Origin of the sequence: Achromobacter sp. Root170 (assembly GCF_001428165.1) — a bacterium.
GTDB lineage: Bacteria > Pseudomonadota > Gammaproteobacteria > Burkholderiales > Burkholderiaceae_B > Achromobacter > Achromobacter mucicolens.
The window spans coordinates 42,807-64,665 of record NZ_LMHN01000012.1 but is presented as its reverse complement, the minus strand read 5'-3'; the positions used below and the strand labels follow the sequence as shown (position 1 = coordinate 64,665).

Sequence of the window (21,859 nt, the reverse complement as noted above, 5' to 3'; positions counted from 1 at the left end):
CTACCCCAGGGTATCGCGGCCGGCAGCGACGGTCGGACGGAACGACGCCATAATGTGTGCGGATTTTTCCGGGCGAACTCGCCATGCAGGCATGCCAACGGCGCGAACGTCCGCACCGGTGCGCAGCAAGCGGCGTGCCCGTGCGATGGGAGCGCCGTTACAAAGAGAGACGACTGCGGCTGGGCGGTAGTAACCGTATCCGGCCCGGTTGCCGAATTTTTGACGCCGGCGGCGGTTCCAATGCCAAATGACCAAATCCGCCCCTGACCGGGCGCAAGTGCAGGACAACCTGGAGGCCCGATGCGGCACTCGACTTTGATATTCGTGTTGGCGGCCTTCGCGCTGCTGACGCTCAGCCGCCTGGCGCTGGCGCTTTGGCAGTGGCAGCGCGTGCGCAACGCCGGCGGCCTGGCGCCTTTGCTGCTGCGGGGACTGCGGATCGATGCGCATCAGATCGCGGTGCTGGCGGCGCTGCCGGCCGTGCTGTCGCCGCTATTCGGCCACTTTCCCGTGGCGGCGGACTTCACCGCTGTCTGGTACATCGTGGCGTTCGTCCTGCTGGCGTTCCTGGAAGTGGCGACGCCGCCCTTCATCATCGAATACGACTCCCGTCCCAACCGCCTGTTCGTCGAATACCTGAAGCACCCGCGCGAAGTCTCTGGCATGCTGTGGCGCGGCTACAAGGGCGCCCTGCTGGGCGGGCTGGGCGCGCTGGCGCTGATTGGCTGGGCCGCATGGGCGCTGCTGGGCCACGCGCGTCCGGATGCGCCGCTGACGTGGTGGCAGATGCCGCTAGCCAGCGTGGCGGTCCTGGCGGTGGTGATCCTGGCCATCCGCGGCACGCTGGGCCACCGTCCCATCAACCCGTCCTCGGTGGCCTACAGCTCCGACGGCATGCTCAACACCTTGGCGTTGAACTCGCTGTACAACGTGTTCTATGCGGTCTACAGCATGAAGAACGAGAAGTCGGCCTCCGCCGTATATGGCGGCATGGACGACGACGAAATGCACGCCCTGGTGCTGGCGAAGTCCGGGCTGCCGTTTCCCCCGCCGAATCCCGATTACCCCAGCCTGCATCGCCAGCCGGCCACGCGCAAGACGCATCGCCCGCTCAATCTGGTCATCATCCTTGAAGAAAGCCTGGGCGCGCAGTACAGCGCGGCCTTGGGCGGCGCCAACCTGACGCCGGAGCTGGACGCGCTGGCGCGCGAGGCTTGGACTTTCACGCGCGCCTACGCCACCGGCACCCGCTCGGTGCGCGGACTGGAAGCTGTCACCACCGGGTTCCTGCCCACCCCCGCGCAAGCGGTGCTGAAACTGCCGCGCTCGCAGCGCGGGTTCTTTTCGCTGGCCGACCTGCTGGGGCGCCACGGTTATCACTCGCGCTTCATCTATGGCGGCGAGTCGCACTTCGACAACATGAAGGGCTTCTTTCTGGGCAACGGCTTCAAGCAGATCGTCGACCGGCCGGATTTTGTCGACCCCGCGTTCGTCGGCACGTGGGGCGCGTCGGACGAGGACATGTTCAACCAGCTTGACCGCCTGCTGCGCGAAGATGGCGACCAGCCGACCTTCACGCTGGCGTTCAGCGTGTCCAACCATACGCCTTGGGAGTACCCGGCGGGCCGCATCGAAACCGACGGCAATCCCGCCACCGTCGAGAACACGGTGCGCTACGCCGACTGGGCGCTGGGCCGGTTCTTCGAACGCGCCAAGGCGTCTCCGTATTGGGAAAACACGGTCTTCCTGGTGGCGGCGGACCATGACTCGCGCGTGTTCGGCGCCAGCCTGGTGCCGGTGCGCCACTTCCACATTCCTGCCGTGATCCTGGGCGCCGGCATCGAGGCGCGGCGCGACGACCGCATCGTCAGCCAGATTGATCTGCCGCCCACCCTGCTGTCGCTGATCGGCGTGGATACCGAGCACCCGATGATCGGCCACGACCTGACGCGCAGCACGCCCGGACGCGCCATCATGCAGTACGACAGCACCTACGGTTATCTGAAGGGAGACGACCTGCTGGTGCTGGCGCCCAACAAGCCCCCGGTGCAGTACCGCTACACGGCCCCCGAGGACTACGCGCCCGCGCCGCTGAACGCCGAACTGGCAACCGAGGCGCTGGCCCACGCGTTGTGGCCAAGCTGGGCTTACCGCGAGGGGCGCTACAGCTTGCCCACGCAGGCGCCGGTGCAGACCGCGCCCTAGCCTGACCGGCCACCCGGCCGAACAAACGCCTTGCGCTTCTTTTCGACGAGCGGATGGCAATGGCAGCCGGGGCTGTGGTCGTTGACCATGCCCACGGACTGCATGAAGGCGTACACCGTGGTCGGCCCCACGAACTTCCAGCCCAGTTTCTTGAGCGACTTGGACAGCGCTTCGGACAGTTCGGAGGTCGAAGCCCCGTAGGTGGACACCTTGGAGGGCGGCGCTTCGAAGCGCCAGAAATACGCGGCAAGGGACCCTTCGCGGTCGATCATTTCCAGCGCGCGGGCCGCGTTGTTGATCATGGCTTCGATCTTGCCGCGATGGCGCACGATGCCCGGATCGGCCAAGAGCGCCTGGACTTCGTGTTCGCCAAAGGTGGCAAGCCTGGCCGGGTCGAAGTTGGCAAAGCCGCGGCGGAAGGCCTCGCGCTTGTTCAGGATGGTGCGCCAGCTGAGCCCGGACTGGAACCCTTCAAGGCAAAGCTGTTCGAACAGCGCGCGATCGTCGCCTTCGGGGCGGCCCCATTCGGTGTCGTGATAGGCCATGTATTCGGCGGACGTGTCCACCCAGCCGCAACGGGCAAGGCCATCTGGGAAATCGGTTTTGGCGGACAAGAGATCGCTCCTTACGGCTGACGGGCTACCGATGCTACTCCAGCAACGTCCCTGAAAAAAGTCGTAGCGGCCGCAACGCAAATCCAGATAATATTTCCGGCCTTGATTCGGCGCCGGCCTGTGCCGCGCGCACCGTCGGATCAGCGCGGCGGGCCGGCGCATCGCAGGCCAGACATGCGCCAAGACGGGGAGCCGGACAGGCCATTTCGGACCTTGCCCCATGTCCCTGCCACTGACTTCACTCGTTACCTTCGTGTCGCCTGCCGTGCTGGCCGGCGACGACCCGTCCGCCAATCCCTGCCTGGACTGCGGCGCATGTTGCGCGCACTTTCGCGTGTCCTTTTACGTCGGTGAACTGGCCGGCGAAAACGGCGGCCAGGTGCCACTGGAACTGGTCACCCAGATGAGCCCCCTGCGCGCCTGCATGAAGGGCACGGAGATGGGCGGCGGGCGCTGCATCTCGCTGCGCGGAGAACTCGGCAAACCCGGCATTCACTGCGACATCTACGACAACCGGCCCACGCCGTGCCGCGACTTCGACATCTGGATGCCGGACGGATCGCCCAATCCGGATTGCCAGCGCCTGCGACTGGGATTGGGTCTGGCACCCGTGCCGCCCCGTCCCGACGCCGAGAACGACCCGCAGGGCCCGCTGCATCCGGACCAGCCCGCGGCCGCCTGACGCGCGCCGCGGCGAACCCTTCGCGGTCATGTCCTAGGCGCGCCCCGCCAGATAGCGCGTGGGCGTCATGCCGAACGCCGTGCGAAAGCTGCCGATGAATGCGCTGGTGCTTTCGTAGCCCACCGACAGCGCCACCTGCGTGACGGATCCGCCGCGAAACAGCATCTCCAGCGCCCGCAGCAGCCTGGCCTGCTGACGCCACTGCCCCAGCGTCACGCCGGTTTCCTGGCGAAAGCGCCGCATCAGGGTGCGCGAAGACATGTTCAACCGCTGCGCCCATTCGTCGATGCCCGCCGTGTCGTCCGGCGTATCCAGCAGCGTGTTGGCCAGATCCTGCAGGCGCGGGTCGGCCGGCATCGGCAGCGGCACGGTCGCCTCGGCGCTGCGCTGCCTTAGCTCTTCCAGCAGCACGTCAAAGAGTTGCGCCTGATAAGCCGCCGGGGTCTCCCGCGACGTGCCTTCGATGAAGCGCTCGACCAGCGCCTCGATCAGCCGCGAGGACGGCCACGCCCGGCAATGCGGCGGCAAGCGCGCGCACACGTCGGGGTGCACGTGCAGGAACGAGCCGCGCGCCTCCCCAAACCAGCGCGCGCCATGGCGCACGCCGGGCGGAATCCAGCCCAGGCTGCCCGGCAGCACCGTCAACACGCGGTCGCCCGACTGCACCATGACAAGTCCCTCGTGCACCAGCACCAGCATGCCCTCGGCGTGGACGTGCGCGGGCACCGAAATGCCCTTGGATTCCCGGCGCCGGCGCAGGCTGTACGGCGTCAGAAGGACGTCGGGCAGAGGGGGAGAGGCAGCCGCTTCACGCATGGTTGGCAGGTTTGAGGTACAGGTTGACGGGTTCCCGTTAGCGGGTCCATTTGAAAATGTACATCATTCTCATCATTGGGATATCCGCCCACGAATGGAGAAATTTCATGGACCACGCACGGCTGCGCGACGCCGGCATCAAAGCCACCTTTCCGCGTCTGAAGATCCTAGACATCTTCTACCGCCATGCCGACGAGCACATGAGCGCCGCGGACATCTACCGCCGCCTCATCTCCGACCACAGCAATATCGGCCTGGCCACGGTGTACCGGGTGATCACGCAACTGGAGCACGCCGGCCTGCTCAAACGCACCCAGCTCGATTCGCACACCAACGTGTTCGAACTGAACGACAAGGGGCATCACGACCACCTGGTCTGCACGCGGTGCGGCCAGATCCGGGAGTCCAGCGATCCCGCCACGGCGCAGCGGGTCAGGAAGATCGCGCGGCGCTGCGGCTTTGAACTGGATTCCTACAGCCTCGTGCTTTACGGCAGCTGCGGCTGCGCCACGGACGACCCTGCCCTGCCCCACGGAGCCTTCGAATGAACCACGACCAATTCTTCTTTCACGACCTGTCGCAGTTTCCCATCGTGACGGCCCGGCACGGCGGCGCGCCGCTCGGCTATTCGGCCACGTGGATCCGGGAAATGGAGCTGCTGGTGGAGAACCCGCGCACCTTTGTCATGGTGGTGCCCGACACGCGCCATGAGGCCGCGCACGAGGACCGCAGGGCCATGATCGAATGGCAGACCGCCAACATGCCGCGCCTGCGGGCGCGATGCCGGGCGTTCATCGCCGTCGAACGCGATGCCCAGGCGCTGGACAAGCTGCGCAAGCGCGGCGAAAAGATGGCTCGCGCCTTCGGCCTGCCGTTCCTGGCGGTCGCGACACCGGGAGAAGCGGTCCAATGCGCGCGGGAATTGCTTGGGCACGCGGGGCCGGGCGGCTTCAATGTCGATTAAGGCGCCAAGCCCCGCGATTTAAGACTGGGCGTGCGCGGCCGTTGTTCAATGACAGGCCCCGTCGTTTCCGTGGCCGTTTTTGCCAACTCTCGTCCCGCCGCCCGACGCATGAACCACGCCCTCGCCTGTCAGTTTTGCCAATCGACGCTCGCGCAGGGCGCGCCGCTGCTCGAGCAGAACGGCGCGGCCATCTGCAAATCGTGCGTGGACCAGTTTGCCGTGCGCTTTGCGGACCGGGCATGGGCGATGGCCGCCACGCCGCAAGAGCAGCTGGACGTGCTGCTGGAGGAAAGCAGCCGCGCCCTGGCGCAGAGCGAAACGCTGGCCGAGCGGGCGCGGTGCTGCGGCCTGAGCCTGAACGACCTGTCGGCGGCGCTGCCCGCGCGCACGCTGTCCTGACGGGCGTCGCGTCAGAACGATCCCACCGCGCTGCCCAGCGCGATGACCGCCGCCAGCCCGATGATGGGTCCCACGATGCCCACCACAACGATATTCATGTAGCCATCCCGGTGGTTCGACCCGCACACCGCCAGCAAGGTCACCACGGCGCCGTTGTGCGGCAAGCTGTCCAGCGTGCCCGCGCCAATCACCGACACGCGGTGCATCAGCGCCGGATCGATGCCCAGGGTCTGCGCCAGCTCCATGTAGGTGCCGGCCAGCGATTGCAGGGCGATGGTCAGGCCGCCCGACGCCGATCCGGTCAACGCCGCCAGCACGTTGGTGGCCACGGCCAGCGACACCAGCGGCCCGCCCTCGATCGACAGCACCCAGTCGCGCACCGCCGCAAACGACGGCAGCGAGGCGACCACCGCGCCGAATCCCACCAGGCTCGCGACGCTCAGGAGCGGCAGCGCGGACGCGTTCACGCCGGCGTCCATCGTGTCGCGCAGCGACGGCAGGCGCCGGAAGTTCAACACCACCAGCACCACGATCGCGGCCAGCAACGCGGTGATCACCGACCAGACGCCGCCAACCGCGGCCAGGCTGGTGCCGCCCCAGCGCGCCTCGGCGAGCCACGCGGTGTCCATGCGCGGCAGGACGATCAGCGTCATCAGCAGATTGACCAGGATCACCACGACCAGCGGCGTCGCCGCCACCAGCGCCGAGGGCGCGTCCGGGCTGCGCTGGCCATGTTGCATTTCGGCCGGGTCGAACTCGCGCGCGGCGGTGGCGCGCTCGCGCACCAGCACGTCGTCGGCCACGTCGCTGGCCATGCCCGCGGGCGCAACGTAGCCTTCACCCGCCCGCCGCGCGGCGGCTTCCGCGCGGCTCAGCCACCACAGCCCGAAGCCCAGCATGATTGCGCTGGCAACGATGCCCAGCCCCGGCGCGGCGAACGGCGTGGTCGCAAAAAACGGCATGGGAATGGCGTTCTGCACGGCTGGTGTGCCCGGCAACGCGGACATCGTGAAGGTTGACGTGCCAAGCAGGATGGCCGCCGGCATCAGGCGTACCGGAATGCCGGCCGACCGGAACAGCGCATGCGCCATGGGCGCCAGCACGAAAAACGCCACGAACAGGCTGACGCCGCCGTACGTCACGATGGCGCCGGCCAGCACCACGGCCAGGATGGCGCGCCGCGCGCCCAGCTTGCGCGTCATGGCGTCGGCAATCGCAGTGACCGAGCCGCTGTCGGCCATGAGCTTGCCGAACAGCGCCCCCAGAAGGAACAAGGGAAAGAACTGGGCGACGAACCCGGCCGCGCCGCCCATGAAGGTCTGCGTCCAATGGGCCAGCAGCGGCTCCCCCGCCGCGGCAGCCGTCACCATGGCCGCGGCCGGCGCCAGCAGCAGGATGCTCCAGCCGCGATAGGCCAGCCCGATCAGCAGGACCAGCGCCAGCAGAATACCGAACAGTCCCATGATCAGACCTCGCCCAGCAATTCGTCGATATCCAATGACGACCGTTTGCCCAGGTCGTCGCCGTGTTCGGCCAGGAAACGCTCGGCCGCCTTTCTGCCCTCGTCGCGCAGCATGCACAGGAACGGCCATTCGGCGTTGAGCTTGGACGAATACCCCAGCTCCACCATGAGCTCGGACGAGATCCGGTGTATCCGCATCTGCGCCCACATCCTGCCCTCGCCATTGCCGGGGTCGGCCACCTGACGCAGCAGCGCGATCATGCGCAGCTCCTTCAGGAGCGATGCGTTGAAGGTGACTTCGTTCAGGCGGTTCATGATCTCGCGGGCGCTGCTGGGCAACCCGGCCCGCTCCACCGGATTGATCTGCACCAGGATCGTGTCGTGCGACTGGCAGTCCCGCACCAGCGGCGTGATGGTCGGATTGCCGCTGTAGCCGCCGTCCCAATAGGGATCGCCGTCGATCATCACGGCGCGGAACAGCGTGGGCAGGCAGGCCGACGCCAGCAGCACGTCGGCATTGACCTCGGCATTCTTGAATACCCGGCCCCGGCCCGTGCGCGCGTTCGTCGCGGTGATGAACAGATGGATGGGCGCGCGCGCCAGTTCGTCGAAATCAATGACCTCCCGCAGGATGGCGGCCAGGGGATTGGCCCCGGACGCGCTTAGGTCATAGGGAGAGAACACCCGCGACGCCATGTCAAAGGCGATGAACATGGGGGAATTGTCCAGCGACCACGAGCCCATCAGGATGTCGAGCGGGCTGCGGCGAAAGGGACTGAAGCGGGCGGCGTCGGACACGCGGCGCCAGAAGTCCTCGAGCGCGGCGCGGGCGCCCTGCGCGCCCCCGCGCGCATGTCCCAGCACCAGCACGGCGGCGTTCATGGCGCCGGCCGAGGTGCCGGAGATGCCATCGATGCCAAGCCACGATTCTTCCAGCAGCCGGTCCAGCACACCCCAGGTGAAGGCGCCGTGCGCGCCTCCCCCCTGCAGCGCAAGATCGATCAAGACGGGATCGCGGGCAGTCGCTGACGCTTTGGATCGGGCCACGGCGGAACTCCTTGCGGGAGGCTGGGGGTGAGCTTGCGATCGGTGTGACTGCGACATGCGCCATGTTGCGCTGCACATATCGTTCGGAAGTTATACGCGATGCGCCTGGAAAACGGAAGACTACGCCCTCGGGATAGAAATTGGGGTCGCATCATAATAAGAAAAATAGCCGTCAACACCGGTGTTTTTTTGGGTTTTGGCTTTTTCAGCAAATCGTAAGATCGATTGCGCGCGCCCCAACGCGCAGGCTTCCCAAGCATCGAGGCCGCAGCATCCCTCGCATCCCCGCTTTCCCTTCACGTGCGCCATGGCTTTTTCAGGATTTGCGCCATTCCGCCTCAGCTAAATTCACTTCTGAAACGCGAAATGCCTCGACAAAAACTGAAAAAAAGGGCGATTGTCATTGCCTTGCAAGCGCTTGGCCTGTCCGGGTCCGGCATGCTGACCTTGGGCGCCGCGCCTGCAATTGCGCAGAACATCACCTGGAACGGCACGCAGAGCGCAGACTGGCAAGACGTGCAAAACTGGTCGTCGGCATCGCTTCCGGGCTCGACCGGCTATCTGTTCATCAATAGCGTTACGCCGTACGCGCCGGTTATCTCCAGCGGCAGCAACCAGGCGGGCGTCATCTTTCTTGGCGCGATTGGCGGTCCCTCGCTCAACGTGGAACATGGCAGCCGTTTGACCAGCGGTTCGGCCATCATCGGCAACTCCACGAATGGTTTCACGCCCGGCACGTCCGAACTTCAGTCCGGCACGGCCACCATCAACGGCGCGGACTCTCAGTGGACCGCAGAGGCCTTCAGCGTCGGCTTCTATGGCACGGGCACGCTGAACGTGACCCGCGGCGCCAAAGCCATCGCATCGACGGCCGTCACGCTGGGTTCGCACACCGGCTCTCTCGGCACCCTGAATATTTCTGGCCTGGGCAGCTCCCTGAACGCCGGGCAAATCACCGCAGGTGACAACGGCACCGGCGTCGTCACGATCTCCGACAAGGGCACGGTTCAACTTACCGGCCTGCTGGTGGCCAACTCGGCGGGTTCGACGGGCACGATCGAAATCACGGGCGCTGGCTCGTCGATGCAGACAGTCAGAAGCATGTCGATCGGCTCGCGCAGCACTGGCACGCTGGACATCAAGGGCGGGGCCACGGCCACTTCCGGCGCCCAGACCTATGTGGGCATGTACGCGGGCGGCGACGGCAAACTGCTGGTTTCCGGCGCCGGCAGCCAGCTCTCCTCGCTGACCAGCTACATTGCGCTGGGCATGTATGCGGGTTCGAGGGGCCATCTGGCTGCGACGGACGGTGCGATGATCGATGCCTACCAGGTGGTCGCCGGCTTCAGCGCAGGCAGCGAAGGCACCCTCGTCGCGGACGGCCCGCAGACCCGGCTCAGGACCTCCAGCGCCTTCCTCGTCGGCTATCAAGGCACGGGCGCCGCCACCTTGTCCAACGGCGCCACCCTTGAAACCGCCAACCGCGTCCGAATCGCCGATGCGGCGGGATCGGTGGGCACCTTGAATATCGGCGCCGCCGCCAGCGATGCCGCTGCCGCGCCGGGCGTCGTGCAGGCCGCGCTTGGCGTGCGCTTTGGCGACGGGACCGGCAAGCTGGTCTTCAACCACTCCAGTTCGAACTACGTCTTCGCCCCCGGCATCAGTTCTCTGTCGCCGGGCAAGGGCACCATCGACATGCTGGCGGGATCGACCACCTTGACCGGCGATTCCAGTGCCTTCAGCGGCCAAACCAATCTGCTGGGCGGCGCCCTGACGGTCAACGGCGCCCTGGGCGGCACCCTGAACGTCGCCAGCGGCGCATCCCTGCGCGGCTCGGGAACGGTCGGCACGACCACGCTGCAAAACGGCGCCACGCTGGCCCCTGGCGCGGCCGGCACCACCCTGAACGTCGCGGGCGACCTGACGTTCTCGCCAGGTTCGGTCTATCAGGTGACGGCCGATTCCCAATCGTCGGCAAGCAGCCGTGTCGTTGTCAGCGGCACGGCAAACCTGGCGGGTTCGGCGGTGCATGTCGGGCCGGACGGCGGGTTCCAGACCCGGCGCGAATACGCCATCCTCAGCGCGGGCACGGTCAATGGGCAGTTCAACAGCGTCTCGTCCAACTACGCCTTTCTGGATCCGGCCCTGCGTTATGACGGCCAGAACGTCGTGATGCAGCTTGGCCGCAAACAGGTGCCCGTGACCCCGGAAACCCCGGAAACCCCGGTCACCCCGGAGACCCCAGTGACTCCGGTTACCCCGGTCACGCCGGTCACCCCCAGCGTTCCTGAAACGCCGACTCGCCCGATCGCCTTCGCCGACGCGGCGCAAACCGGCAACCAGCGCGCCGTGGCCAACGCCCTGGACAGCCTGCCCGCCGGCAACCCGCTGCACGAATACATCCTGACGCTGCCCGAAGGCGCCACGGCCGCGGCCTTCAACAGCCTGTCCGGAGAAGCGCACGCCAGCGTCACCTCCACCCTGACGGGTCTCAACAACTCGGTACGCGCGGTGCCCCTCGCCTACCTGCGCGCCAACCTGGGCGCCGGCATGCGCGCAGGCGCGCCGACCGCGCAACTTGGCGGCACCCCGTCCGCGTCCGCCCTGCCTTCCTCCAATGCGCAGCCCGCCTGGGCCGAAGTCATCGGCAACTGGCAGACCTGGAAGGGCGACGGCGACTCGGCGCAAGTGCGCCAAAACACCGGCGGCGTCTTCGCCGGCGTCGACCACGCCTTGGGCGGCGGCTGGCGCCTGGGCGGCGCCCTGGGCTTCACCGACAGCAAGATTCGCGTGGACGACCGTTCGTCGCAGGCCGACATTGCCGGCTACAGCGCGGCGGTGTTTGGCGGCAAGGTGTTCGAGGTCGGCCCTGGCAAGCTGAACGTGATGGCCGGCACGGCCTACACCTGGCACGACATCTCCACCGAACGCCGCGCCAGCGTCTCCGGCGTGTCCCAGACGCTGACTGCCGACTATGGCGCAAGCACCACCCAGTTGTTCGCCGAACTCGGCTACGCCCTGCCGATGTCCGAGCGCGTCAGCATCGAGCCCTTCGCCGGGCTGTCCTGGAGCGATACGCGCAACCGCAGCTTCTCGGAGTCCGGCGGATCGGCCGCCTTGAACGGGCAGAGCGACAGCAACAAGCAAACCACCTCCACGCTGGGCTTACGCGGGCTGATGAACTTCACGGTTGGCCAGACCGAAGGACGCGTGCAGGCCACCTTGGGCTGGCGCCACGCCTTTGGCGACGTGCAGCCCGAAAGCACCATGTCCTTCGATGGCGGCCAGGCCTTCACCGTGGCCGGCGCTCCCATCGCGCGCGATGCCGCGCTGGCCGAGCTCGGCGTCGAAACCGCGCTCACGCGCAATGCAACCATCGGCCTGAACTACACCGGCCAGTTCGGCGGCGGCAACCGGGAAAACGCCGGTTCCGTCCATATGACCTGGCGGTACTAAGACGTACACGAACGCCAGGCAAAGCAAAACGCCGCTATGTCGATAGCGGCGTTTTTGTATTTGGCACAAATATTTGTGCACCAACAAAAAACGCCGCTAACGAAATAGCGGCGTTCGACTTGATGTTGCGCGAATTGGGGTGGTGGGTTGTGCGAGACTCGAACTCGCGACCAACGGATTAAAAGTCCGCTGCTCTACCGACTGAGCTAACAACCCGACCGAAGCCCGAAATTATGGCGGATTTCGAAGGGCTTGTCAAAAAATGACAGCGTGCCATCCTGCCAGCGGAGCCAGGCAAGCAAACGGCCGCTCGCGGCGGCCGTTTGCGGGTGGTGCGGCGTGCTGGATTACCAGGCAGCCACCACCGCGCCCTTGAACTTGGTTTCGATGAACTGCTTCACTGCCGGGCTGTGATAGATGGAGACCAGCTTGGCGAACTCGGGACGGTCCTTGTCCTTTTCACGCACGACCAGCACGTTGGCGTACGGCGAGTCGGGCGATTCCTGGGCGATGGCATCCTTGGTCGGATTCAGTCCGGCTTCCAGCGCGAAGTTGGTGTTCACGGCCGAAGCGTCGGTGTCATCCAGCGAGCGCGGCAGTTGGGCGGCGTCCAGTTCGATGAAGCGCAGCTTCTTGGGATTCTCGACCACGTCGATCGGCGTGGCCTTCAGGCCCGCTTCCGGACGCAGCTTGATCAAGCCATTGGCCTGCAGCAGCAGCAGCGCGCGGCCGCCGTTGGTCGGGTCGTTCGGCAGCGCGATGCGGGCGCCTTCCTTCAGTTCGGACAGCGACTTGATCTTCTTGCTGTAGATGCCGATCGGGAAGATCACGGTCTTGGCGATGCTGACCAGCTTGTAGCCGCGGTCCGCGTTGGCGTTGTCCAGGTAGGGCTGGTGCTGGTAGCTGTTCAGGTCCAGGTCGCCGGCGGCCAGCGCCACGTTCGGCTGCACGTAGTCCGAGAACTCGATGACTTGCAGATTCAGGCCCTGCTTGGCGGCTTCGGCCTTGACCACATCAAAGATCTGGGCGTGCGGACCGGCGGTGACGCCGACCTTCAGCGGCTTGTCCTGAGCCAGCGCGGGCTGGGCGAATACGGCGGCGCCCAAAGCGAACGCGGCCAGCGACTTCAAAACCTTGATGCTCATGTTGCGATATCCCGATATGACGGAAGTAGGAAAAAACGAAGAAGATCAGCGATGCGACATGCGGCGCACGAAGCGGTCGCCCAGGCTCTGGATGGCTTGAACCAGAACGATCAGCACGATCACGACCGCGGCCATGACGTCGGACTGGAAGCGCTGGTAGCCATAGCGGATCGCCAGGTCGCCCAGCCCGCCGCCGCCGATGGCGCCGGCCATGGCCGAATAACCGATCAGGCTGACCACGGTGACGATGGTGGCGGCGATGAGGCCCGGCAGGGCTTCGGGCAGCAGCACCTTCATGATGATCTGCATCGGCGATGCGCCCATGGCGCGCGCCGCGGTGATGAGGCCCGGATCGACCTCGCGCATGGCGTTTTCCGCGATGCGCGCCATGAAGGGAATGGCGGCCACCGACAAAGGCACGATGGCGGCGGTGGTGCCGATGGACGTCTGCGCCACCAATCGCGTGAACGGGATGATCGCGACCATCAGGATCACAAACGGCACCGAACGGGTCGCGTTGATGATGGCCCCCAGCACGTGGTTCACGGGCTGGTTTTCAAGCATGTTGCCGCGCGCGGTCACCGTCAGCATGACGCCAAGCGGAATGCCGATGATCACCGCAATGGCGCTGGCCACGCCCACCATCAGCAGGGTGTCAAGCAGCGACGTAATAAGCAGGTCGATCAGTTGCGGACTCATGAGCTATTTCTTCAACGGTAATGTCACGGGCGTTCAAGGCGGCAATCCCGTCCTTGAGCGCGGCGGGCGCGCCTTGGGCCAGCACAAACATCGTGCCCACGGCCACGCCCTGGATGTCTTCGACGCGCGCCTGCACCAGCCCGACGTCCAGGCCGAATTGCCGGGTCAGGTCAGACAGGAAAGCGCCCGATGCGTCGGTGCCGGTCAGCGACAGGCGCAACAGGCGCACGGTCTGGCCGGGTTTGGCGGCGGCCAGCGCCTGGATGCGTTCCTTGACGGCGGCCAGCGTGGCGTCGGTCAGTTCCGAGGCGGTGGCGGCCGACACCATGTTGCGGGTCACTTCATGACGGGGTTGGGCAAAGACCTCGCGGGTGCTGCCGATTTCGACGACCTCGCCCTGCGACAGCACGGCGACGCGATCGCAGACCTCGCGCACGACTTCCATCTGGTGCGTGATCATGACCACGGTCACGCCGGTCTTGCGGTTGATGTCGCGCAGCAGCGCCAGGATGTTGTGCGTGGTTTCGGGGTCTAGCGCCGACGTGGCTTCGTCGCTCAGCAGCACGTCCGGGTTGTTGGCCAGCGCGCGGGCGATGCCGACGCGCTGCTTCTGGCCGCCGCTGATCTGGCTGGGATAACGGTCGCGCAGGTGTTCCAGCCCGACCAGCGCCAGCAGGCGCTCCACGCGCGCCGGAATTTCAGCTTTGGACACGCCCGCGATTTCCAGCGGGAGGGCGACGTTGCCGTACACCGTGCGCCGCGACAGCAGGTTGAATCCCTGGAACACCATGCCGATGCGGCGGCGCTGTTCACGCAGCTGCGCTTCGGTCAGGCCGGTCAGCGCCTGGCCGCCGATGGAGATGTTGCCCTGGTTGGGACGTTCCAGCAGGTTGATGCACTGGACCAGCGTGCTTTTACCGGCCCCGCTGGGACCGATGATGCCAAAGACCTCGCCCTGCTCGATGTGCAGGTTGATGCCTCGCAGCGCCTGGAATTCCCCATGCGGCGTGGCGTAGGTCTTGGATAGGTTCTCGATGTGAATCATGGCAAGCGATTTTGTATCTTTTCTCTTCTAAAGAGAACGACCGTTTTTTCCATTTTTAATAACTACAAGAAATATCAACTGCCCGCCCGGCGCCGCGAGGCTTCTGGAAAGCCGCGCAAACGCCTCGACAATGGCGATCCGGCAAAGACACAAAGGGCAGCCGGGAAGGAAAGCCTTCCTGACTGCCCTTTCTTTTCGGCGGCCGGCTTGCGGCCGACCCGGGTTCAGCGTGCGCGCGAGATGCGGACTTCCGCGCCGCGGCGCTTCACTTCCAGGCCTTCGGACGGCGAGATCCGCAGCCCCTCCAGCCCCTTGATGTAGCTCGAACCCTGCATCTGCATCACGCGGATCTTGTTGCGCATGACGACCGGGTTATGCACCGGCATGCCGAACATCCAGACCTCGTCCAGGATGCGGGCCGAGTTGAACTCGCCCGTATGCTGCGCGGCGGGACCGAGACAGAGCATGTGACCTTCGCGGCCGAACACCGGGAACTGGCCAAGCTCGCAATCGATGGTCCACGTGGTGCCGCCCTCGTAGCGATGGCCGGTGTTCAGATCCCACCACGCCTCGCCCTTGGGCAGGTACACGCGCACCTGATTGCCCGGTTCGGTGACCGGCGCCACCAGCAGGGCGGGACCCAGCAGGTATTGCAGATCCCATTCGTGGGCGTGCGGATCGTTCGGGAACGACAGCGCCATGGAGCGTTGCACCGGCAGACCGGTGCGGGCCGAGTCCTCGATGGCGCCCAGCACATAGGGCACCAGGCGGTAGCGCCACTGCATCCAGGTCTTGGCGTGGGACAGGGTTTCGTCGCCGAAATCCCAGGGCATCAGCCCTTCCACGCCCTGGAAGGCGAAATTGGCCGAGAACACGCCGGCGGTCAGCCAGCGCAGGTAAAGCTCGGGCGTCATGCCGGCGCGGTCGCGCGCGGCCGAACCAATGTTGTGCACCTGGACGGGCACGCCGCTGGAACCGATCGACAGGGACGTGCGCAGCGTGTGCCGCAGGCCTTCCCAGGTGTTGTCGACCTGCGGGCCCACCTGCCACGGCAGGCGCTGGGCCGCCGGGAAGAGGTCCGCGCTGGGCACGACGCCTTCGGGCGGCACCTTCAATCCGGCCACCGCGTCGAACAGCGCGCGGCGCACCAGCAGGGGATACATCGTGCGCAGGGCCGGGCCGGTCTCGCCGTTGCGGGCGGTCACGCCATCGGGGATGGCGATCTGCGCGTCGCAGGCGGGCGCATCCAGACCGTCTTCCACCAATTGGCGGTGGCGCTCGACCCACAGGTTGTAGATGTCGCGATAGGTCAGGTCCAGCAGGCCGTAGGGCTGGCCGGACGTCGCCGCGTTGCCGTCGAACACCTGGGCAGCGCCGTCGTCCTTGGTCAGCAGCCAGCCGCGGTCTTCCAGCTCTTCAAAGAGCGGACTGGTCTTGATGACGCCCGGAAAGCCGGAGGCCGCCACATGCACGTTGTGTTTGTGAAAGAGCGCCAGCATCTGCTTGGCGTCGGGAAAGCGTTGGGCATCCCATTCAAAAACCGTCTTGTCCGCCTGGAAGCCCCACGCGATTGGCTGGGCCAGCGTCACGGCATCCACCGGAATCTGGTTTTCGCGCATGCGCGCCACCAGGGCAACCGTTTGCGTGGGCATTTCGCCCGCGGCCTGCTGCAGCCACGCGCCCATTGCCCACAGGACGGGCTGGCCGGCGCGGCCGGTCAGCGCGGTGTATTGATTCAGGATTTCGGCGGGTTCGCCGGCGAACAGGAACAAGTCCAGCACCGCGTCATCGACGGTCAGCACATAGGCCGAGTCCGCCGGCGCGACGCCCACCGAATGTTCCACGCGGCGCATCGTATTGGCATAGACGCCCCAGCCTCGGGGACTCCAGGCCAGCGGCAGCGCGCGGTGCTCCGGGTCGTCGGAAACCACCGATTCCTCGCGGCGGTTCAGGTCCCCCGGGGTTTCGCCCAGACCGTAGACACGCTCGTCGGCGGCCAACGTGAAACCGGCCGTCCACACGGCGTCATCGGCCTGGTCCAGCGCGTTGTGCCCGAATGCGGGCGTATGCGCGGAAACCTCGGATTCGAAGACGCGGTCTTCGTTGCGGTACAGGGCGATGCGAACAGGATTGGCCTGGATCTCCAGGGCCACGTCGCCCTGGGTGATCCGCCAGCCGTCCCCGCCATCGCGAGGCGCGATGGTCGCTTCGCCCACCGCCTCCTGGCGCGCGAGCAGCATTTCGGCCACGGCGCGCGCACGCGCGCCCGGCTTGTCATCATTGAAGTGGTTCGCCTCGCCGCAGCGCAGGCGAAAAACTCCAGGCGCATGCGCCTCGACTACCAGATGCAACCCATCGCCCGCGTCGAAATCGATGCGACTGGGGCGGGACGTCAGCAGCTCGGCATTATCGAGCTGGGTAGTATGGGCAAAGTCGAACTTGGGCGGCACAGAGCATCCCCCGGCTTAAGCCAAAAACCATCAAAAGACGCTATTTTGACGGATTTGAGCTTTGAAATAAACTCGATCCCTCTTTTGGACGGTTATTTCATCCAAAAAAGGGGCATAAAGCCCTTGGCCTGCATCAGGCGCGCAGATGCCGCCGAGTCGCCGAATTGCCGGCCCGAAAGGTCAATTGCGGCCTATTGGCGCCAAATTCCGGCAATTCTTACAATTCTACGCCAGCCGGGCGTGCCGCCCCGGGCGCATTAATTTTTTTTCATCGTGGTGAAACAAGCTGGACCAGATCGGTCTCCAGCGGCAGCGGTTCGCCCATCAGACGCGCGGCGATCAGGTCCCCCATCAGCGCCGACCACGACAATCCGCGCGACGCGTAGCCGGCGGCCAGCCACAGACCCGGTGCGTGGGGCAGCTCGCCGACGGCCGGCAGACGGCCCGGCCGGACGGCGCGCCATCCGGCCCAGCCGGGCAGATCGCCCGGAACCAGCGCGTCGAATGCCGGGAAGTGGCCGGCAAGAAGCCCCGCCGCCTTGCCCAATGTGACACGCTGCCCTTCGGCGCCCACCGAGGCCTCGGCGGCGCCATGGACATAGGTGCTGCCGACCACGCAGCCCACGCCAATATCCGGCAGAAGATAGCCTTCGCCGCCGACGATGCACCGCGGGCCGCCGTCCAGGGCCGCCGCGGGGATCAGCGTCACCTCGCCGGCCAGCGCGTGCATCTGGGCGACGCGTGGCAGCGGGTCCAGCAGGCCGCTGGCCGCCAGTACCTCGCGTGAACCGGCGGCATTGGCCAGGATCACGGTGTCCGCCCGGGCCAGTTCCGTCCCCGACGCATCCTGCACCCGCCAGCCCTGACCTGCGGGCGACACCCGGTCGGCCCGTCCCGCAATCACCGCAGCCCCGGCCGCGGCCAGCAGCGCCTCGATCAACAGCCCGGGCTGCACCAGCATGCCTTGTGAAAAGAACACGCCGCCCCGCGCCACGGGCAATCCGGCCAACGCGCCAGCCTCTTCCCGCGTCACCTGGCGCACCCAGTCCGCCGGAAATGCCAGCGCTTCCAGGGTGCCCGCCAGCGCCGCCGACCGGCCGGCGTCGCGCTCGACCTGGACGGTGCCGCAGACCCGGGGCGCCGCGCCCCCCGGCAGCCCCTGCCAGCGCGCCAGCGCCCTTTCGCTGCCCGCCCGCGACAGCCGCGCCCGCGCGTTGTCGTCACGCGCCACGACCGGCGTGAGCGCGGCGGCCAGGTGGCCGGCATGGGCCGGCGCGCCCTGCGCGCGCCCCGCGTCCAGCACGGTGACGCGCCACCCGCGCAGCGCCAGCGCGTGGGCGATTCCCGCGCCAGCCAGGCCGGCGCCCACGATCACGGCATGCTGTCCGGACGAGACCGCCGCGGGCTGCGCGGCAGTTCCCGCCTGGCGGACCTGCCCCACTGTCATATGCCATTTGCCGCCGAAACCGGGCGCGCGCCTCACGTCAAAGCCGGCGTCGGCCAGATTGCGGCGCAGTTCGCCGGTGCACGCCCAGGTGGCGACCGTGGCGTCTGGCGCCGCCAGATCGGCCAGGGCGCGCAGCAGCGGTGTCGCCCACATCTGCGGATTGCGCTCGGGTGCAAAGCCATCCAGGAAAAATGCGTCCACCCGCGCGCCCAGCCGGGGGGCCAGCGCCTGCGCGTCGCCAAAGCCCAGTGTCAGCGTGACGGCGCCGTTCTCGAATTCCAGCCGGTGCAACCCCGGCAGCAGCGCCGGCCATTGCGCGGCCAGCGCGCGCGCCATGCCGGCCAGCGGCTCGGGCGCATGGCGCGCCAGCAAGGTGGCCATGTCGTCCCCCGAAAAGGGGTGCGCTTCCATCGAGACGACATGCAGCGCCGCCGGCCGTTGCGGGTCATCGCGCCAGGCCTTCCACAGCGCCAGGAAGTTCAGCCCCAGCCCGAATCCCGTCTCGCAGACGGTGAACGACGCGCGCCCCCGCCAGCGCTCCGGCAGTCCGTTGCCCCGCAGGAAAACGTGCTCGGCCTGGCCCATCGCCCCGGACGGGGAGTGGTAGACGTCCCCATAAACGGCGCTGACCAGCCTGCCGTCGGCGTCGACATCCCCCGTTGCGGGGACCAGCGGAACATAAGTCACAGACATTCAGCCCAAAGATACAAACATGATGAAGCGCGAATTATCCGGCCACATGGCCGTTCGCGTTGGATGCGCACCACGCGGCGAAGGGATTAGTCCGTTTGCTACAGGTTTGCCGCATTGGTGGGCTTACACTGAACCAATGGATACCTACGATCAGCCCCAATCGCTGGCATCGCCCATCGACCTGTGCGCCGCGATCGACGCGGCCGTCACGGCAGCTCATGCTGGCGCAGCCATCCTGCAATCCTACGCGCACCATCGCGCCGATCTCGTGATCGATCGCAAGGCCCGCAACGACCTCGTGTCCCAGGCGGACCGCGAGGCGGAGGCCGCGATCATCCAGGAATTGAAGGCCCGCACCCCCAAATTCGGCATCGTCGCCGAGGAAACGGGCGGCAAGGCCCAAGGCGTGGCCACCTGGTACATCGACCCGCTCGACGGCACCACCAACTTCCTGCACGACATCCCGCACTACGCCGTGTCGATCGCCCTGATCGCGCATGCCGGCACCACGATGTCCGCCAACGAAACGCTGGCCGAAGACACGCCGGTCATCGGTGTGGTCTACGACCCCAGCCGCGAAGAGCTCTTTACGGGCGTGTACGGCGTGGGCGCGTGGCTTAACGGCCGCCGCATCTCGTGTTCGCGCACGCAGACGATCGAAGACGCCGTGCTGGCCACGGGCTTTCCGTTCCGCGATTTTTCGTTCGCCGCGCAATACATGCCGATGCTGCACGACGCCATCAACCGCGCGCGCGGCGTGCGCCGCATGGGCGCGGCCGCGCTGGACCTGGCCTGGACCGCCTGCGGCCGGTACGACGGCTATTGGGAAATGGGCCTGGCGCCCTGGGACGTGGCCGCGGGCACGCTGATCCTGCGCGAGGCGGGCGGCGTGTGCACCGACATGCACAAGCAGGATCCCTGGCCGATCGGCGGGCGCGTCGTGGCGGGCAATCCCGCCATCGAACGCGCGCTGCACGAAATGATTGCGCCTCACCTGAACAAGCAAGGCTGAGGCGCCCCGCTAGGCGGACGTCTTCGCGGGCGCCGCGGCCTGCGCGTCAGGCCGCAGTTCGCGGCGCAGGATCTTGCCCACGTTGCTCTTGGGCAGCTCGTCGCGGAATTCAACGAAGCGCGGCCGCTTGTAGCCCGTCAGCTTGTCCTTGCACCATTGCTGCACCTGGGCTTCGGTCAGCGACGGGTCTTTCTTCACGACAAACACCTTGACCGCCTCGCCGGAGTGCTCGTCCGGCACACCGATCGCCGCGCATTCCAGCACGCCCGGATGCTGCGCGACCGCGGCCTCGACCTCGTTCGGGTAGACCTTGAAGCCGGACACCGCGATCATGTCCTTCTTGCGGTCCACGATGCGGGTGTAGCCCTGCTCGTCCATGATGCCGATGTCGCCGGTCCGGAAGAACCCATCGGCCGTCATCGAATTACGCGTCTCGTCGGGCTTGCGCCAGTACCCCAGCATGACCTGCGGCCCGCGAATCCCGACCTCGCCACGTTCTCCGAGCGGCACCTCGTTGCCGGCATCGTCCAGGATCGCGACGTCCGTCGACGGCAGCGGCAGCCCGATGGAGCCGGAATACGCGGTGGCGTTGGTGGGATTGACCGTCGCCACCGGCGACGTCTCGGACAGGCCGTAGCCCTCGATCAGCGGCCGGCCCGTGATCTTCAGCCAGCGCTCGGCCACCTGCTGCTGCACGGCCATCCCGCCGCCCAGCGTCAGCCGCAGGCCCGAGAAGTCCAGGCGCGCAAAGTCCTCGTTGTGCGCCAGCGCGTTGAACAGCGTATTGACGCCGGGAAACACATTCACCGGCGTCTTGCGCCACGCATTGATGAGCGAAGGCTGGTCGCGCGGATTGATGATGAGCACGTTGCGCATGCCCGCGTGCAGGGCATAAAGACCGCACACCGTCATGGCGAACACGTGATAGAGCGGCAGCGCGCTGATGATGGTGAGCTGCTGGTCCGCCATGTCGTGCACGACCGGCTGCGCGACCGCCTCGGTCTGCAGCACGTTGGCCACCAGGTTGCGGTGCGACAGCATGGCGCCCTTGGGCACGCCGGTGGTGCCGCCCGTGTACTGCAGCACCGCCACGTCGTCCATCGAGATGGCCGGCGGATTGAAAGGCAGATGCGCGCCCTCGTGCAGCAGCTTGGGCAGCGCCAGCGCGCCGTCGATACGCCACGGCGGCACGATCTTCTTGATGTAGCGCGCGGCCAGGTTGACCAGCGGCGCCTTCAGGCCGCCAAGCAGATCGCCGGGCCCCGTCACGACGATGTGCTTGAGTTCGCCGCGATCGGCGACCTGCTGCAAGGTATGCGCAAAGTTTTCCAGGATGACGATGACGGACGCGCCGCTGTCCAGCAACTGGCGCTGCAATTCATCGGCGGTGTAGAGCGGATTGACGTTCACCAGCGTCATGCCCGCGCGCAGCGCCCCCAGCATGCACACCAGATAGGCCGGCACGTTGGGCATCATCAGCGCGACGCGCGCGCCCTTTTCAAGGTTCAGCCCTTGCAGCCAGGCCGCGAACGCGCGCGCGTGCCCGTCCAGCTGCGCATAGGTGATGTCGCTGCCCATCGCCGTGCAGGCGATGCGCGTCGCGTACCGCTTGCAGGCCCGGTCCAGCAAGTCGGTCAGCGAGGAATATTCCTCGGTGGAGATCTCCGCAGGAACGCCTTGGGGATACTGAGCAAGCCACGGACGCGTCATGGTATTTGTCTCC

At 66.6% G+C, this 21,859-nt stretch carries 18 protein-coding genes and 1 tRNA gene; 8 read left to right on the top strand and 11 right to left on the bottom strand.

Annotated elements, in window-relative coordinates:
• The first annotated feature begins 300 nt into the window (after positions 1-300).
• Complete coding sequence (locus tag ASD87_RS10525) at positions 301-2,205, top strand: LTA synthase family protein (protein WP_056320854.1); 1,905 nt, start codon at positions 301-303, stop codon at positions 2,203-2,205.
• Here the strand turns inward: ASD87_RS10525 and ASD87_RS10520 are convergent.
• Complete coding sequence (locus ASD87_RS10520; protein ID WP_056320852.1) at positions 2,202-2,819, bottom strand: DNA-3-methyladenine glycosylase I; 618 nt, start codon at positions 2,817-2,819, stop codon at positions 2,202-2,204. The genes ASD87_RS10525 and ASD87_RS10520 overlap by 4 nt on opposite strands.
• Positions 2,820-3,039: 220 nt before the next feature.
• Here ASD87_RS10520 and ASD87_RS10515 point away from each other — a divergent pair, with 220 nt between their 5' ends.
• Positions 3,040-3,501, top strand: coding sequence for a YkgJ family cysteine cluster protein (locus tag ASD87_RS10515; RefSeq protein ID WP_056320849.1), 462 nt, complete (start codon positions 3,040-3,042; stop codon positions 3,499-3,501).
• A 33-nt stretch (positions 3,502-3,534) separates the two neighbouring features.
• Here the strand turns inward: ASD87_RS10515 and ASD87_RS10510 are convergent, their stop codons facing one another.
• On the bottom strand, positions 3,535-4,317 hold the full coding sequence (locus ASD87_RS10510; protein ID WP_082586255.1) for an AraC family transcriptional regulator: 783 nt from the start codon (positions 4,315-4,317) through the stop codon (positions 3,535-3,537).
• Between the two features lie 107 nt (positions 4,318-4,424).
• Here ASD87_RS10510 and ASD87_RS10505 point away from each other — a divergent pair, with 107 nt between their 5' ends.
• The 3 genes from ASD87_RS10505 to ASD87_RS10495 all read left to right on the top strand — a co-directional run bounded on the left by ASD87_RS10505 (position 4,425) and on the right by ASD87_RS10495 (position 5,680).
• The gene (locus ASD87_RS10505) at positions 4,425-4,865 is read left to right on the top strand and encodes a transcriptional repressor (protein ID WP_056320848.1); all 441 of its coding nucleotides are present in this window, start codon (positions 4,425-4,427) and stop codon (positions 4,863-4,865) included.
• Entirely contained in the window at positions 4,862-5,281 is a 420-nt protein-coding gene (locus ASD87_RS10500; protein WP_056320845.1) for a hypothetical protein, read from the top strand. The genes ASD87_RS10505 and ASD87_RS10500 overlap by 4 nt, the downstream gene beginning before the upstream one ends.
• A 108-nt stretch (positions 5,282-5,389) precedes the next feature.
• Entirely contained in the window at positions 5,390-5,680 is a 291-nt protein-coding gene (locus ASD87_RS10495) for a ClpX C4-type zinc finger protein (protein WP_056320842.1), read from the top strand.
• 11 nt (positions 5,681-5,691) lie between these two features.
• On the opposite strand, the gene ASD87_RS10490 is transcribed toward ASD87_RS10495, so the two are convergent.
• Complete coding sequence (locus ASD87_RS10490; protein ID WP_056320840.1) at positions 5,692-7,143, bottom strand: GntP family permease; 1,452 nt, start codon at positions 7,141-7,143, stop codon at positions 5,692-5,694.
• A 2-nt stretch (positions 7,144-7,145) separates the two neighbouring features.
• On the bottom strand, positions 7,146-8,132 hold the full coding sequence (locus tag ASD87_RS10485; RefSeq protein WP_369818535.1) for a patatin-like phospholipase family protein: 987 nt from the start codon (positions 8,130-8,132) through the stop codon (positions 7,146-7,148).
• Between the two features lie 423 nt (positions 8,133-8,555).
• On the opposite strand from ASD87_RS10485, the gene ASD87_RS10480 reads away from it, so the two are divergent.
• Entirely contained in the window at positions 8,556-11,645 is a 3,090-nt protein-coding gene (locus tag ASD87_RS10480) for an autotransporter outer membrane beta-barrel domain-containing protein (RefSeq protein WP_082586253.1), read from the top strand.
• A 140-nt stretch (positions 11,646-11,785) separates the two neighbouring features.
• Here ASD87_RS10480 and ASD87_RS10475 read toward each other — a convergent pair.
• The 5 genes from ASD87_RS10475 to ASD87_RS10455 all read right to left on the bottom strand — a co-directional run bounded on the left by ASD87_RS10475 (position 11,786) and on the right by ASD87_RS10455 (position 16,933).
• A tRNA-Lys gene (locus tag ASD87_RS10475) sits at positions 11,786-11,861 on the bottom strand.
• Positions 11,862-11,992: 131 nt separating this feature from the next.
• Positions 11,993-12,790 (bottom strand): MetQ/NlpA family ABC transporter substrate-binding protein, encoded by a 798-nt coding sequence (locus tag ASD87_RS10470; RefSeq protein WP_056320831.1) that lies wholly within the window; start codon positions 12,788-12,790, stop codon positions 11,993-11,995.
• A gap of 45 nt (positions 12,791-12,835) precedes the next feature.
• On the bottom strand, positions 12,836-13,489 hold the full coding sequence (locus tag ASD87_RS10465; protein ID WP_056320830.1) for a methionine ABC transporter permease: 654 nt from the start codon (positions 13,487-13,489) through the stop codon (positions 12,836-12,838).
• On the bottom strand, positions 13,446-14,534 hold the full coding sequence (locus tag ASD87_RS10460; RefSeq protein WP_056320827.1) for a methionine ABC transporter ATP-binding protein: 1,089 nt from the start codon (positions 14,532-14,534) through the stop codon (positions 13,446-13,448). The genes ASD87_RS10465 and ASD87_RS10460 overlap by 44 nt, the downstream gene beginning before the upstream one ends.
• A gap of 224 nt (positions 14,535-14,758) precedes the next feature.
• Positions 14,759-16,933, bottom strand: a complete 2,175-nt coding sequence (locus ASD87_RS10455; RefSeq protein WP_218895441.1) for a TIM-barrel domain-containing protein — start codon at positions 16,931-16,933, stop codon at positions 14,759-14,761.
• On the opposite strand from ASD87_RS10455, the gene ASD87_RS27300 reads away from it, so the two are divergent.
• Positions 16,862-17,245, top strand: coding sequence for a hypothetical protein (locus ASD87_RS27300; protein ID WP_235512699.1), 384 nt, complete (start codon positions 16,862-16,864; stop codon positions 17,243-17,245). The two genes, ASD87_RS10455 and ASD87_RS27300, sit on opposite strands and share 72 nt — an antisense overlap.
• A 7-nt stretch (positions 17,246-17,252) precedes the next feature.
• On the opposite strand, the gene mnmD is transcribed toward ASD87_RS27300, so the two are convergent.
• Positions 17,253-19,124 carry a tRNA (5-methylaminomethyl-2-thiouridine)(34)-methyltransferase MnmD gene (gene mnmD, locus ASD87_RS10450; RefSeq protein ID WP_056320822.1) on the bottom strand — a complete coding sequence of 624 codons (1,872 nt, stop codon included), beginning with the start codon at positions 19,122-19,124 and terminating at the stop codon, positions 17,253-17,255.
• 136 nt (positions 19,125-19,260) lie between these two features.
• Here mnmD and ASD87_RS10445 point away from each other — a divergent pair, with 136 nt between their 5' ends.
• Positions 19,261-20,136: an inositol monophosphatase family protein gene (locus ASD87_RS10445; protein WP_056320819.1), complete on the top strand. Its 876-nt coding sequence runs from the start codon at positions 19,261-19,263 to the stop codon at positions 20,134-20,136.
• Positions 20,137-20,145: 9 nt separating this feature from the next.
• On the opposite strand, the gene ASD87_RS10440 is transcribed toward ASD87_RS10445, so the two are convergent.
• Positions 20,146-21,846 carry an AMP-binding protein gene (locus ASD87_RS10440; RefSeq protein WP_056320817.1) on the bottom strand — a complete coding sequence of 567 codons (1,701 nt, stop codon included), beginning with the start codon at positions 21,844-21,846 and terminating at the stop codon, positions 20,146-20,148.
• Positions 21,847-21,859 lie beyond the last annotated feature (13 nt).

What these genes read in the sequence shown, in the direction of transcription:
- ASD87_RS10525 (WP_056320854.1), top strand. Translation starts at nt 301, where the DNA reads ATGCGGCACTCGACTTTGATATTCGTGTTGGCGGCCTTCGCGCTGCTG.
- ASD87_RS10515 (WP_056320849.1), top strand. Translation starts at nt 3,040, where the DNA reads ATGTCCCTGCCACTGACTTCACTCGTTACCTTCGTGTCGCCTGCCGTG.
- ASD87_RS10510 (WP_082586255.1), bottom strand. Translation starts at nt 4,317, where the DNA reads ATGCGTGAAGCGGCTGCCTCTCCCCCTCTGCCCGACGTCCTTCTGACG.
- ASD87_RS10505 (WP_056320848.1), top strand. Translation starts at nt 4,425, where the DNA reads ATGGACCACGCACGGCTGCGCGACGCCGGCATCAAAGCCACCTTTCCG.
- ASD87_RS10500 (WP_056320845.1), top strand. Translation starts at nt 4,862, where the DNA reads ATGAACCACGACCAATTCTTCTTTCACGACCTGTCGCAGTTTCCCATC.
- ASD87_RS10495 (WP_056320842.1), top strand. Translation starts at nt 5,390, where the DNA reads ATGAACCACGCCCTCGCCTGTCAGTTTTGCCAATCGACGCTCGCGCAG.
- ASD87_RS10490 (WP_056320840.1), bottom strand. Translation starts at nt 7,143, where the DNA reads ATGGGACTGTTCGGTATTCTGCTGGCGCTGGTCCTGCTGATCGGGCTG.
- ASD87_RS10480 (WP_082586253.1), top strand. Translation starts at nt 8,556, where the DNA reads ATGCCTCGACAAAAACTGAAAAAAAGGGCGATTGTCATTGCCTTGCAA.
- ASD87_RS10470 (WP_056320831.1), bottom strand. Translation starts at nt 12,790, where the DNA reads ATGAGCATCAAGGTTTTGAAGTCGCTGGCCGCGTTCGCTTTGGGCGCC.
- ASD87_RS10465 (WP_056320830.1), bottom strand. Translation starts at nt 13,489, where the DNA reads ATGAGTCCGCAACTGATCGACCTGCTTATTACGTCGCTGCTTGACACC.
- ASD87_RS10460 (WP_056320827.1), bottom strand. Translation starts at nt 14,534, where the DNA reads ATGATTCACATCGAGAACCTATCCAAGACCTACGCCACGCCGCATGGG.
- ASD87_RS27300 (WP_235512699.1), top strand. Translation starts at nt 16,862, where the DNA reads ATGCGCCTCGACTACCAGATGCAACCCATCGCCCGCGTCGAAATCGAT.
- mnmD (WP_056320822.1), bottom strand. Translation starts at nt 19,124, where the DNA reads ATGTCTGTGACTTATGTTCCGCTGGTCCCCGCAACGGGGGATGTCGAC.
- ASD87_RS10445 (WP_056320819.1), top strand. Translation starts at nt 19,261, where the DNA reads ATGGATACCTACGATCAGCCCCAATCGCTGGCATCGCCCATCGACCTG.
- ASD87_RS10440 (WP_056320817.1), bottom strand. Translation starts at nt 21,846, where the DNA reads ATGACGCGTCCGTGGCTTGCTCAGTATCCCCAAGGCGTTCCTGCGGAG.